Source organism: Sphaerisporangium sp. NPDC051011, assembly GCF_040653595.1.
Lineage (GTDB): Bacteria > Actinomycetota > Actinomycetes > Streptosporangiales > Streptosporangiaceae > Sphaerisporangium.
In genome coordinates this window covers 176135-188493 of sequence record NZ_JBFAGG010000016.1, presented here as the reverse complement: position 1 = coordinate 188493, position 12359 = coordinate 176135, and the positions used below count along the sequence as shown (strand labels likewise).

Here is a 12359-nt window from a genome sequence, read left to right as displayed (position 1 = left end):
CGGTCACGGCCCCCAGTGCCGGTAGGCGTCAATCCATTCAGAGCCTTCGGGTGGTGGCGTGGGCAGCGGAAGGTCGAGGATGCCGATCGCCTGCCGGTGCGGCCCGCGGGTGCAGATCGCGACGATCCCGCTGCCCGGGAGCAAGTCGATCTTCTTGACCGTCACCTCGACGCCGAGGACCGTCGTCTCGAACGGCACGGCCAAGTGCTCCTCCAGCATCGCGTGAAAGCCGGAGACCTGCTCGTTCTCGTCATAGGCGTCGACGATGGCCTGCTCGGCCAGCGCATCCAGTTCGGCCTTGCTCAGTCCAGCCATGGCGAGCAAGCGTAACCAAGATCGAGCGTGCCGTAATCATCTTCCGCGGACACGGCTGGCTCGCTTGGCTAGGCTGAGGCGGCCGGCCCGGAACCGAAACGGTCAACGGCGCACGAGAAGAGCCGTACGGCGGGCGACCGCCGCCCCACTGGGTGGCCATGGCGCTGGGCCGGTCGCCGACACCGCCGGATTTGTTCCGCTCGACTGTGTGGACACGGCTGGTGGTCCCTTCGCCCAGCGGGAATTGCTAGACGTCCGAAGTGCCCGCCCGGTCTGGCCTGGCCCGCTCAGGAGGCCGACTGGTCGGGCTCCATGCCCGGCGAGTGGGAGCTGCCGCCGGAGGTGACCGCGGTCCACGAGGCGATCCTCACCGTGACGCGCGACCTGACCCCGACCGAGATCTCGCTCAAGCAGTCCACCTCCCGGCTGACCAAGGCGCTGGACGACCTCCAGGCGCAGCTCACGGCCGCCGGTCAGGACTACCGGCCGGAGTGGGACGGAGCGGACGGGGTGATCGTGGTCCGCGTGGCGGACGAGGATGGGCCGCTGCCTGTGGGCGCGTTCGCCACGAAGATGACCTCCAGCCGCAAGGACCAGCAGCAGCTGCTCAGCGAGTCTGGAGGACGCGCTGCTCACCCGGCTCGGCCCAGACGAGCTGAGCCGGATGCGCCACCACTTCGCCACCCAGATCAAGAACGCCCGGGCCAGCGAACGGGAGCTGCCCTACCGGGAGCTGCTCACGAAGGTGCTCGACTACCGCCGGTGGCGGCAGTTCACCTTCCAGCTCGTCCGGCCCGGCGGTGCCGAGGAACGCCTCACCCGCGCCAAGCACAGCCGGCTGTCCGGCGGCGAGCAATCGGTGTCGCTGCACCTGCCGCTGTTCGCCGCCGCGCACGCCATGCTCAACTCGGCGCGGCCCGACGCGCCACGGCTGCTCGCGCTGGGTGACGGTCTGACATACGGGCGCGGTACTACGCCTCGTCGGTGGGGTCGGTGATGCGGTAGCCCACGCCGGGGGTCGTGGTGATGATCGACGGGGTTCCCAGCTTGCGGCGGAGTCGTCCGACGGTCACGGTGACGGTGTTGGTGAACGGGTCGGCGTTCTCGTCCCAGACCTGTTCGAGGAGGTCCTCGGTGCTGAGGAAGGCGGGGCTGGCGCGCAGGAGGGCCTCGAGGACCGCGAACTCCTTGACCGACAGCTCCAGTCGCCGGCCGTCGCGGGTGGCCGTGCGACGGACCGGGTCCAGCTCGATCCCGGCCGCGCGCAGCGTCCGTGCGCGGGCGGACGGACGCCGGCGCGCCAGGGCGCGGACGCGTAGGACCAGTTCCGGGAAGTGGAACGGCTTGGCGAGGTAGTCGTCGGCTCCCAGTGTGAGGCCGCTGACCCGGTCTCCCGGCGAGCCCGCCGCGGTCAGCATGAGGACCATCGCGCGGTCGTCGCGCTCGGTGATCATCTGGCAGAGGGTGTCGCCGTGGATGCCGGGCAGGTCACGGTCGAGGACGACGACGTCGTAGGGGTTGAGGTCGAGTTTGACGGTGGCGGCCAGGCCGTCGTGGGCGATGTCGACGGCCATGCCCTGGTCGCGCAGGCCCTCGGCCAGCACCTCGGCGAGCGACCGCGCGTCCTCCACCACCAGAACCCTCATTCCGCGCCACCCTCCGCCTCGACCGCCCGCGGCGCGACGCCATCCGCCGCACCGGCCCGCGGCGACTTGAGACCTTCCTCCCCAACCGTCCGCGGCGACGTGACACCTTCCACCTCGACCGCCCGCGGTAGCGTGACGCCGTCCGCCGCGCCGGTTCGCGGCGCCGTGACACCTTCCGCACCCGCCCGCGGTAGCGTGACGCCGTCCGCCGCACCGGTTCGCGGCGCCGTGACGCCTTCCGCACTCGCCCGCGGCGCGCCCGCTCGCGGTAGTGCGATGGTGACGCGGAGGCCGCCTTCGGGCCGGGCGTGTAGGTCGAGGCGGCCGCCGTGCGCGCCGGCGATGGCCGCGACGATCGACAGGCCGAGGCCGGAGCCGGTCTCGGAACCGGTCCGGTCGGCGGCGAGTCGCTGGAAGGGCTCGGTGAGCCGGGCGACCTGCGCCGGATCGAGAACCGGCCCGCCCGTCTCCACGACCAGCCGCGCCGAGCCGTCCTCCGTCCCGGTCGCGACTCGGATCCAGCCGCCGTGCCGGTTGTGGACGACCGCGTTGTCGATCACGTTGCTCACCATGCGGGACAGCAGGGCCGGGCCGCCCTCGGTCCGTGCCGCGTCCTGGGTGTCGGCCTCGATGGTCAGGTCCTTCTCCGCGATCTCGGTGGCGTGGGCGGCCAGTATTTCGGACGCCAGGTCGCCGAGTGAGACGGGCACGCGCCCGCGGAGCGCGCCGTGCTGCGCGCGGGCGAGGTCGAGGAAGCCTTCGAGAAGGCTGTCGACCCGGTCGAGTTCGGTGCGCAGCCGGTCGGCGAGCGCGAGCGTCTGCGGCGGCGCCGGCTGCGGCTTGGCCACGGCCACGTCCAGCGACGCGCGCATGGTCGTCAGCGGTGTCCGCAGCTCGTGGGAGGCGTTGGCGACGAACCGGCGCTGGGCGGCGAAGGACGCCTCCAGGCGTTCCAGCAGCCCGTCGATGGTGTCGGCGAGGTCCTTGACCTCGTCCGCGGGTCCCGGCACGGCCAGCCGTTCGTGCAGGTTCTCGGCCGAGATCCGCCGTGTCGCCGCGGTGATCGTCCGCAGAGGGCGCAGCACCCGGCCCGCCACGACCTTGCCCAGCACGACCGAGATCGCCGCCATCACGACCAGCGCGATCACCGACCCAATCAGGAGCTGTCGCGACTGACCCGCATGGATGTCCGCGAGCTGGGCCTGGAGCTGGTGGATGCGCTCCTGGGCCTGGGCGAGACTGGGCTGCTCGGCGGGAGGGTTCTGACCGGGCACGGCCCGGGAGACGCTCGTACCGGCCAGCACATTGGTCAGGGCCAGGAGCACTAAGCCGGATGCCAAGAACAGAGCGGCGTACAAGGTGGTGAAACGCTGCCGAATCGTCCAACTCGGTAGCGCGGGGCGTCGCGGCTTGGCCATCGGTCCTCTCCCGTTCGCGTGCAGACCTCCAGGATGCGGTGCTCGACCTAACAGGGATGTGACAGCAGTGGTTCGAGCGGTGTTATGGCGTGATCCGTAGAACCGACCCCATGCCGAAGACCAGCGAAACCACCACTCGGCCCCCCTTCGCCGCCCTTGTGCGCCAGGAATGGATCGGCTTCCGAAGCCGTGGCCGGATGATCGCCATGACCGCCGTTCCGGTGGTCACCATCCTGCTCGGACTGCTCCTCGCCTTCGGGCTCGGTGGCGGCTCCTCTTGCAGCGAGGGCCCCGTGGAGGTCCCCTGCCCCACCGATCCGGTAGGGCCGGACGGACAGCCGGTGCGCGACACGTTCTACTTCGTCCACCGGCCCATGGGCGAGAACGGCAGCATCACCGTCCGCGTGACCTCCATGAACGGGATCATCACCTACCCGCCGCCCGACCACGACGAGATCGTCCCCGGCCTCGTGCCCTGGGCGAAGGCCGGCATCATCGTCAAGAACGGCACCGACCAGGGATCCTCCTACGCGGCGCTCATGCTCACGGGCACGCACGGCGTTCGGATGCAGTACGACTTCACCCACGACACGGCCGGCCGCCCGGGTGGCGTCTCGGCGAAGGCGCCGCGCTGGCTGCGCCTGACCCGCTCCGGCGACACCATCACCGGCCACGAGTCGGCCGACGGCACGCGGTGGACGGAGGTCGGCGTCGCCCACCTCACCGGGCTTCCCAAGACGGTGCAGGTCGGACTCTTCGCCGCTTCCCCTGGGGACCTGACACTCAGGCCTGTCGCCCTCGGCGCGAGCCTCCCGGAGATGCGCTTCACCCAGACCACCGCCACCTTCGACCACATCAGCCTGGACGGCGCTCCGGCCGGCGAGTGGAGCCGCGGCAGCGTCGGCGAAATGGGCCGTACCGACTGGGAGAAGTACCACCGGGCCCCCGGCCTCGTCGAGTCGAACGGCGCGTTCACCGTCACCGGCACCGGCGACATCAGCCCGATGGGCGTAGAGGCCGGCCTCACGGTGGAAAGCAACCTCCTCGGCCTCCCCATCAGCCTGATCATCCTGGTCGCCGTGGCAGCACGCTTTCCAATGGCCCCGCGCCCCACCGCCCCCGAAACAGCGCCGTCCTCTCACCGCACGCCGGCGAAGGCCGTCGAAACAGTGCCGTCCGCCCGCCGGACGCTGGCGGCGAAGGCCGTGGTGGTCGGCGCGGTGGCCTTCCTCGCCGGACTGGTCTCCGCGGCGATCGTGGTCCCGGCCGGCACGATGATGCTGCGCGCGAACGGGACCAACGTCGTTCCGGTGCCGGTCCTCACCGAGTTGCGGGTCGTCGTCGGTGTCGCGGCCGTGCTCGCCGTGGCCGCCGTCTTCACGCTCGCCCTCCGCGCCCTGCTACGGCGGACCTGGGCGGCGATCCTCGTCGCGATCGCGACCCTCGTCCTCCCGTACCTCCTGGCGGTCGTACCACTCCTGCCCGACGACGTGTCGAAGTGGCTGCTACGCCTCACCCCGGCCGCCGGCTTCGCCGTCGAGCAGACCCTCCCCGAATACCCGCAGGTGCTCGCCCACTACGCCCCCTCGGAGGGCTACTTCCCCCTCCCATGGTGGGCCGCCCTCACCGTCCTCTGCACCTACACCGCGACCACCCTCACCCTGGCCCTCCGGCGACAGCGGCGAGTTGCGGCCCCACAATCACGGTGGAGGTAGCCCTTGCGGAAGCGCGGCCCGAAACGGAAGGACCTCACCTCGCCGACACCCCCGTCACCGGCAGGACCTCCAGGTCGCGGCGACTCCGACGAGGTAGCGCATTCGGCCTTACCGCCGAAGGCAGCGGCACCGGGCCCCCGGTGCCGCTGCACCAGCCGGCGCTGCGGCGACCGTCAGGGCTGGCCGACGAAGTTGACCGTCACCGCGGCCGGGCGGGCGGTGGGGCTTGTGGGCGTGGGCACGAATTCCAGGACGCCGCTGCCGTAACAGGGCAGGTTGAGCGTGGTGGGGATCTCCGCGGTGACCCCGTAGTACCGCAGGACGATGGGCGGTGTGGCGCTGTGGCCACGTGGCGAGAGTCTATGTTCCGTGGCGGCGTGGCCTGGGACGTTTGGACGCGGCAGGTGCTCTGGTCCGGGAGACTAGGGGTATGGCCTTTCCGTCTCAGGAGCATCAGCCCTTCGCGCACCTGAGCGCGCCGAACGCCGCCCACTATCGCGAGATCCTGCGGGTGTTCGCCCGGGCGAAGGAACGGTTCATCGTGCATCTGCGGCCCGAGGATGTGGCGGCGGAGTTGCGGCGGGAGAGTGACGACGCGCTTGGGCAGGCGCTGGAGAAGCTGCGGGAGTGGGGCAATCTGCGGGCCGACGCCGACACCGGCAGGGTCACCTCCGTGGAGGACTTCCACCGCAAGCGTTTCCTGTTCCAGCTCACTCCGGCCGGTCAGGCCGCCGAGCAGGCGATCGCGTTCTACGAGGAGGCGATCGGGCGGCGCGGCGCGCTGCAGTCGGTGGCGCTGGGCGACATCGCCGAGCAGTTGCAGTCGCTGGCCGTCCTGGCCCGCGAGCGGGACCCCGACCCGGCCCGGGTCCATCTGCTCCTGCTGTCGCTGGCCGAGCGGTTCTCCTCCCTGGCCGACAACGCGCAGGCGTTCATGGCGTCGCTGCGCCGCGCGATCGATTTCTCCGACGGCGACGTCGCGGGGTTCATCGCCTACAAGGAACGGCTGATCGACTACATCAACCGTTTCATCGCCGACCTGGCCAACTCCGGCGCGCGCATCGCCACATTGCTCATCCAACTGGAGGCGCGCGACCACGAGAGGCTGCTGCGGCTGGCCGCGCGGCGGGAGGCAGCCGACGCCGTCCCCGACTCCGAGGAGGGCTCGGACGCCTACGGCAGAGCCGAAGAGGCGGCGTTCGCCTCCTGGCTGAACCGCTGGCGGGGCCTTCGCGACTGGTTCGTCTCCACCGACGCGACCAGGCAGTCGCAGGCCCGGCTGCTGCGCCAGTCGGCGATCACGGCGATCAAGCAGCTCATCGACGCCGTGGGTCTGCTCAACGAGCGTCGCTCCGGCCGTTCCGACCGGTCGGCCGACTTCCGCGCCCTGGCCCGCTGGTTCGCCGAGGCACCGGACGAGGCGGCTGCGCACCGGCTGTGGCGGGCGGCGTTCGGGCTGACCCCCGCCCGCCATCTCACGGTGACGCTCGCCACCCTGGACGAATGGCGGGAGGTCGGCTCCGGCACCTCCTGGGAGGCGGCCCCGCCGATCAGGATCTCCCCCCAGCTCCGACGCACTGGCTCCTACGAACGCCGCGGCAAGCCGAACAAGGTCGCCGACCGCACCCAGGCCCGCAGGCTGCTGCTGGAGCAGGCCGAACGCGAGGCCACCGAGACCGCCGCCGCCCGCGCCGCCCTGCGCACCGACGGCCCGGTGCTGCTGTCGGAGCTGGACGTGCTCGACCCGCGCGCGTTCCGGCTGTTCCTCGGCCTGCTGGGCGACGCCCTGGCGGCCCGCAGCCCGGGTGAGACCGAGATCAAAACGGTGACGGGCGACGGCTCCATGGAGGTACGGCTCACCCTCGTCCCGGACGGCGATACCGTCCACGTCCGCACCGAGGACGGGGTGTTGACCGGCCCGGAGCACCTGATCGAGATCACCGACCTGATGGCGGCCCGGTGACGCCGGAGGAGGAGCAGGCCCAGTGTCGCACCGCGCTGCGCGCCCTGCTCGCCAAGCCGCTGCTGACCGCAGAGAACGACGCCGCGGCGCTGGTGCTGGTCCGCCGCCACCTGACCGAGCTGCGCGAGTGGCTCACCCGAGAGACCGGCTGGCGGCTCACGGTCGACTCCGGCTCGGCGCGGCTGTTCAAGACCGCGTCCGACACCCGCGACGCCACCCACCCGGCGCGCGGCAAGGCAGGCGAGCCGTACGGCAGGCGCCGGTACGTCCTGCTGTGCCTGGCGCTGGCCGTGCTCGAACGCGCCGACGCGCAGACCACGCTCGGACGCCTGGCGGAGGAGGTGCTGGCGGCCGCCGCCGAGCCCGAGCTGGACTTCGCCTTCACCCTCGACACCCGCCCCGAGCGCGCCGACCTGGTCGCCGTGGTGCGCACGCTGCTCGACTGGGGCGTGCTGCGCCGGGTCGCCGGCGACGAGGACGCCTACCTGTCCGCGACCGGCGACGTCCTGTACGACGTGCGCAGGCCGGTGCTGGCCGCGCTGCTCACCGGCACCCGCGGCCCGTCCACGATCACCGCGACCTCGTTCGAGGACCGGCTGGCCGAACTGACCGCCGAACCGGTCGCCGACACCGACGACCTGCGCAACCAGGCGCTGCGCCGCAGGCTGACCCGCAGGCTGCTGGACGACCCGGTGGTCTACTTCGCCGACCTCGACGACGCCGAACGGGCCTACCTGGTCTCCCAGCGGCACGCCATCGTCCGCCGTATCGAGGAGGCCACCGGCCTGGTGGCCGAGGTCCGCGCCGAGGGCATCGCCATGGTCGACCCCGACGACGAGCTGACCGACGTACGCATGCCCGAGCAGCGCACCGACGGCCACGTCACCCTGCTGGTCGCCGAGCACCTGGCCACCCGCGGCGAGACCAGCATGGCCGAGCTTCGGGCGTTCGTCCGGCAGGCCGCCCGTGACCACGCCTCGTTCTGGCGCAAGGGCGTGACCGACCCGGGCGCCGAGGACGGCCTGCTGGCCACCGCCCTGGCCAAGCTCGCGGCGCTGCGGCTGGTCCGCGTCACCGGCGACACGGCCGCCGGACTCCCCGCCATCGCGCGTTACGCAGTCGACGCACCCGTCATCAAAGGAAAGTAGATGCTGCCGTCTCCGACCTCCGAGCGCTGGAAGCCGCTGCGCGCCGGGCTCGTCGACATGTTCTACTACGACGTCGAGGAGTTCCACTTCCACGACGGCCGGCTGCTGCTGCGCGGCAACAACGGCACCGGCAAGTCCAAGGTGCTGGCCCTGACCCTGCCGTTCCTGCTCGACGGCGAACTGGCCCCGCACCGGGTCGAACCCGACGGCGACCGGCAGAAGCGCATGGAGTGGAACCTGCTGCTGGGCGGCAAGCACCCGCACCCCGAACGGCTCGGCTACGCGTGGCTGGAGTTCGGCCGCCGCGCGGCCGACGGCGCCGAGGAGTTCCGCACCATCGGCTGCGGCCTGAAGGCGGTCAAGGACCGCGGCATCGTCCGGCACTGGTTCTTCGTCACCCCCCAGCGCCCCGGCGCCGAGTTGCGCCTGCTGTCCGGCACCGGAGTGGTGCTCACCAGGGAGAAGCTGCGCGAAGCCGTCGAGGGCCACGGCATGGTGTACGACCGGGCCGCCGACTACCGCAGGGCGGTGGACGAGGCGCTGTTCGGCCTGGGGGAGCACCGCTACGAGGCGCTGGTGAACCTGCTCATCCAACTGCGCCAGCCGCAACTGTCCAAGAAACCGGACGAGAAGCTGCTGTCGCGCGCCCTCACCGAGGCGCTGCCGCCGCTCAGCCCTGCGCTGACCGCCACCGTCGCCGACGCGTTCCGCGGCCTGGATGAGGAACGCGACGCGCTACGCGGCCTGGAGGAGGCCCGCAAGGCCGCGACCGACTTCCTGCACCATTACCGCCGGTACGCCGCGATCGCGGCCAAGCGCAAGGCCGCTGTCCCGCGCCTGGCGCACAGCCGGTACGAGCACCTCGGCCGCGACCTGGGGGAGGCCGAGGCCCGCCACGCGGCGGCCGAGGAAGAACTGGCCGCGGCCCGGCAACTGCTGGAGGAGTTGGCCGCCCAGCGCAACGTCCTGGAGGCGCGCAGGGAGGCGCTGCGGCAGAGCCCCGAGATGCGCGACGCGGAACGGCTCAAGCAGACGGGCGAGGAGGCCGGCCGGCTGGCCGGCCACGCGCAACGCTGCGAACAGGAACGCGACCGCCTCGCAGCCGAAACCCAGCGCCACGAGCAGCGCGCCCGCACCGCCTTGGACAAGGCCGACCAGGCCGCCCGCGAACTCGACCAGGCCCGCCACCAGGTGCTCGACTCCGCGCGCGCGGCGGCGTTCGAACCCGCCCACCTGGCCATCGCCGACTGGCACGCCCCGGAGGACCCGGTCAGGGCCCGCCGGGAGGCCGAGGCGCTGGCCACCCGGCACGAGCAGGCGATCGGCGAACTGCAACGGCTCATCGACGCCCTCGGCCACGCCCGGTCCCGGCTTGAGGCGGCCCGCGCGGAGGTCGACCGGCTGACCGGCGAGCTGCAGGCCGCCGCCGAACGCATCGCCACCGCCGAGCAGGCCACCGGCGCCGCCACCGCCGCCCTGGTCAACGCCTACGCCCTCTACCTGGCCGACCTGACCGAGCTGCGGCTGGACGACCCCGACGAGGTCCTCGCCGCACTGGAGAGCTGGGCCGTCTCCGCTGACGGCCCCAACCCCGCCGCGATCGCCGTCGACGACGCCGCCAGGAACGCCACCGACACGCTCGGCCGGCTGGGCGCCGAACTGGAGGCCGAGTTGCGCGCGGCGCGGCAGACCGCCGCGTCCCTGACCGACGAGATGGCCCGGCTCGAAGCCGGCGGCCACGACGCCCCGCCCGCCCCGCACACCCGCGCCGCCGACACCCGGGTCGGCCGCCCCGGGGCTCCGCTGTGGAAGGTCGTGGACTTCGCCGCGGCCGTGCCGCCCGACCACCGGGCCGGCCTGGAGGCCGCGCTGGAGGCGGCGGGCATCCTCGACGCCTGGATCACCCCCGCGGGCACGCTGCTCGCCGAGGACGACACCGCCATCGTGGCCGGCGAGCCGCTGCCGGGGCCGTCGTGCGCCACTGTCCTGCGCCCCGCCGTCGACCGCGCCGACCCCCAGGCCGCCGCCCTGTCCGACGCGGCCGTCCAAGCCGTCCTCGCCGGCATCGGCCTCGGCTCCGGCGGTGCCACGTGGGTGGCCGTGGACGGCCGGTGGGCCAACGGCGTGCTCGCCGGATCATGGCGCAAGGACGCCGCCCACCACATCGGCGAAGGGGCACGCGAGGCCGCCCGCCGCGCCCGGCTGGCCGCGCTCCGCGCGGAACTCGACCAGGTCAGCCAGCGCATCGACCGCCTCGGCGCCGACCTCGACGCCCTCGCCGAACGACGTCGGCAGCTCGCCGCCGAACACCGCGCCCTGCCCGCGGACGCGCCGCTGCGCGAGGCGCACGTCAAACTGGCCACCGAGCACGAGCGCCGCCGCGAGATCGACGCCCAGCACACCCGCGCCGGCCGCGTGGTGCTCGAACGCCAGGGCGACCTGGAGGCCGCCGACGCCCGGGTCGCCGAGTTCGCCGGCGACGTCGGCCTGCCCGCCGACCCCGCCGCCCTGGCCGAGGTCAAGAACGCGGTGGCCGGCTACCGGCTGGCCCTCGCCCGGTTCTGGCCCGCCGAGCAGGCCCAGCGAACCGCGCGCGAGGCGGCCGGCGAGGCCGCCGACGACCTCGACCGCACCCGCGCCCGGCTCGGCGACGCCGCCGAACTCGCGGGCACTGCACGGGCGGAGGCCGACGCCGCCGCCGAGACGTACCGCGCCCTGGCCGAGACCGCGGGCGCCGCCGTCGAGGAACTGTTCCGCCGCCTCGACCAGGTGGACCTCGAGCTACGTGAACGCGCCTCCGCCGAGGGCACGGCCCGCCGCGACGAGCAGACCGCCCTGGAGAAACGCGGCAAGGCCGAGGGCAAACGCGACACGCTGCGCGAGCAGATCAAGGACGCCACCACCGACCGCGAAGTCGCCGTACGCGAATTCCAGGCGTTCGCCGCCACCGGCCTGCTCCGCGTCGCCCTCCCTGACCTGGAGGTGCCCGACACCGACGGCGAGTGGGCGGCCACCCCAACGGTGCTCCTGGCCCGGACGGTCAACGCCGAGCTGGAAAGCGTGGACGACGCCGACGGCCCCTGGGACCGGGTACAGAAGAAGGTCGCGGAAGAGCACAAACTCCTGTCCGACGCCATGGCCCGGCACGGCCACAGCGTCGGCCTCACCCTGCGCGACGGCATCATGATCGTCGACGTGGTCTTCCAGGGCCACAGCAGAGACGTCCCCGGCCTCGCCGCGGCCCTCGCCGAAGAGACCGAACAGCGCGCCGCGCTCCTGTCGGCCCGCGAACGCGAAATCCTGGAAAACCACCTGCTCAACGAGGTCGCCGGCACCCTGCACGAGCTCATCGCCCGAGCCGAGTCCGAGGTACGGGAGATGAACTCCGAGCTGGAGTCCCGCCCCACCTCCACCGGCATGCGGCTGCGCCTCGTCTGGAAGACCGCCAAGAACGCCCCAGAAGGGCTCGAACGCGTCCGCGACAAGCTCCGGCAGACCGTCGACGCCTGGTCCCTCGACGACCGATCCGCCGTCGGCGCGTTCCTTCAGGACCGGATCGCCCGCGAACACGCCGACAACCCCGCCGCCGGCTGGACCGAGGCGCTCACCAAGGCCCTGGACTACCGGGCCTGGCACGAGTTCGCCATCCAACGCCTGCAGGACGGGCAATGGCGCGCCGCCACCGGCCCGGCCTCCGGCGGCGAACGCGTGCTCGCCGCCTCGGTGCCGCTGTTCGCCGCCGCCTCGGCCCACTACAAGTCCGCGGGCAACCCGCACGCGCCCCGGTTGGTCGCCCTGGACGAGGCGTTCGCGGGCGTCGACGACGACTCCCGCGCCAAGTGCCTCGGCCTGCTGGCCACGTTCGACATGGACGTGGTGATGACCAGCGAACGCGAATGGGGCTGCTACCCGCAGGTACCCGGCCTGGCGATCTGCCAGCTCTCCCGCCGCGACGGCATCGACGCCGTCCTGGTCACCCCCTGGCGCTGGGACGGCCACGAACGCCACCGCACCCCCCGCCCCATCACCACCCCACCCGCCTCCGACCCGCCCGCTCCCGACGCCCCCATCCGCCAGGACGGTTTGTTCGCATGAGCACACCCCCGGACGAGCGACTGCGTCGACCGCCCGCCGTCTCGGACGCGCCCGCTCCC

At 72.7% G+C, this 12359-nt stretch carries 9 protein-coding genes; 5 read left to right on the top strand and 4 right to left on the bottom strand.

Translation table 11 applies throughout. From position 1 onward, the window contains the following. Positions 1-3 precede the first annotated feature (3 nt). On the bottom strand, positions 4-315 hold the full coding sequence (locus AB0H21_RS32005; RefSeq protein ID WP_358524156.1) for a calcium-binding protein: 312 nt from the start codon (positions 313-315) through the stop codon (positions 4-6). Positions 316-602: 287 nt separating this feature from the next. Continuing rightward, positions 603-725, bottom strand: coding sequence for a hypothetical protein (locus AB0H21_RS32000; protein ID WP_358524154.1), 123 nt, complete (start codon positions 723-725; stop codon positions 603-605). 254 nt (positions 726-979) lie between these two features. Between AB0H21_RS32000 and AB0H21_RS31995 the strand changes: the two genes are divergently transcribed. Then, complete coding sequence (locus AB0H21_RS31995) at positions 980-1312, top strand: SbcC/MukB-like Walker B domain-containing protein (RefSeq protein ID WP_358524151.1); 333 nt, start codon at positions 980-982, stop codon at positions 1310-1312. Here the strand turns inward: AB0H21_RS31995 and AB0H21_RS31990 are convergent. After that, on the bottom strand, positions 1287-1961 hold the full coding sequence (locus tag AB0H21_RS31990; protein ID WP_358524149.1) for a response regulator transcription factor: 675 nt from the start codon (positions 1959-1961) through the stop codon (positions 1287-1289). The genes AB0H21_RS31995 and AB0H21_RS31990 overlap by 26 nt on opposite strands. After that, positions 1958-3301 carry a HAMP domain-containing sensor histidine kinase gene (locus AB0H21_RS31985; protein WP_358524146.1) on the bottom strand — a complete coding sequence of 448 codons (1344 nt, stop codon included), beginning with the start codon at positions 3299-3301 and terminating at the stop codon, positions 1958-1960. Before AB0H21_RS31985 ends, AB0H21_RS31990 begins: the two co-directional genes overlap by 4 nt. A gap of 284 nt (positions 3302-3585) precedes the next feature. Here AB0H21_RS31985 and AB0H21_RS31980 point away from each other — a divergent pair, with 284 nt between their 5' ends. The 4 genes from AB0H21_RS31980 (at position 3586) to AB0H21_RS31965 (ending at position 12300) form a co-directional block, all read left to right on the top strand. Beyond that, positions 3586-5094: a DUF1349 domain-containing protein gene (locus AB0H21_RS31980; protein ID WP_358524143.1), complete on the top strand. Its 1509-nt coding sequence runs from the start codon at positions 3586-3588 to the stop codon at positions 5092-5094. Positions 5095-5524: 430 nt separating this feature from the next. Further along, complete coding sequence (locus tag AB0H21_RS31975; protein ID WP_358524140.1) at positions 5525-7057, top strand: TIGR02677 family protein; 1533 nt, start codon at positions 5525-5527, stop codon at positions 7055-7057. Next, positions 7054-8205 (top strand): TIGR02678 family protein, encoded by a 1152-nt coding sequence (locus AB0H21_RS31970; RefSeq protein ID WP_358524138.1) that lies wholly within the window; start codon positions 7054-7056, stop codon positions 8203-8205. Before AB0H21_RS31975 ends, AB0H21_RS31970 begins: the two co-directional genes overlap by 4 nt. Beyond that, positions 8206-12300, top strand: coding sequence for a TIGR02680 family protein (locus tag AB0H21_RS31965; protein WP_358524136.1), 4095 nt, complete (start codon positions 8206-8208; stop codon positions 12298-12300). Positions 12301-12359 lie beyond the last annotated feature (59 nt).

Excerpts from the sequence above, each read along its gene's own strand:
- AB0H21_RS32005 (WP_358524156.1), bottom strand. The coding sequence starts at position 315 with ATGGCTGGACTGAGCAAGGCCGAACTGGATGCGCTGGCCGAGCAGGCC.
- AB0H21_RS31995 (WP_358524151.1), top strand. The coding sequence starts at position 980 with ATGCGCCACCACTTCGCCACCCAGATCAAGAACGCCCGGGCCAGCGAA.
- AB0H21_RS31990 (WP_358524149.1), bottom strand. The coding sequence starts at position 1,961 with ATGAGGGTTCTGGTGGTGGAGGACGCGCGGTCGCTCGCCGAGGTGCTG.
- AB0H21_RS31980 (WP_358524143.1), top strand. The coding sequence starts at position 3,586 with ATGACCGCCGTTCCGGTGGTCACCATCCTGCTCGGACTGCTCCTCGCC.
- AB0H21_RS31975 (WP_358524140.1), top strand. The coding sequence starts at position 5,525 with ATGGCCTTTCCGTCTCAGGAGCATCAGCCCTTCGCGCACCTGAGCGCG.
- AB0H21_RS31965 (WP_358524136.1), top strand. The coding sequence starts at position 8,206 with ATGCTGCCGTCTCCGACCTCCGAGCGCTGGAAGCCGCTGCGCGCCGGG.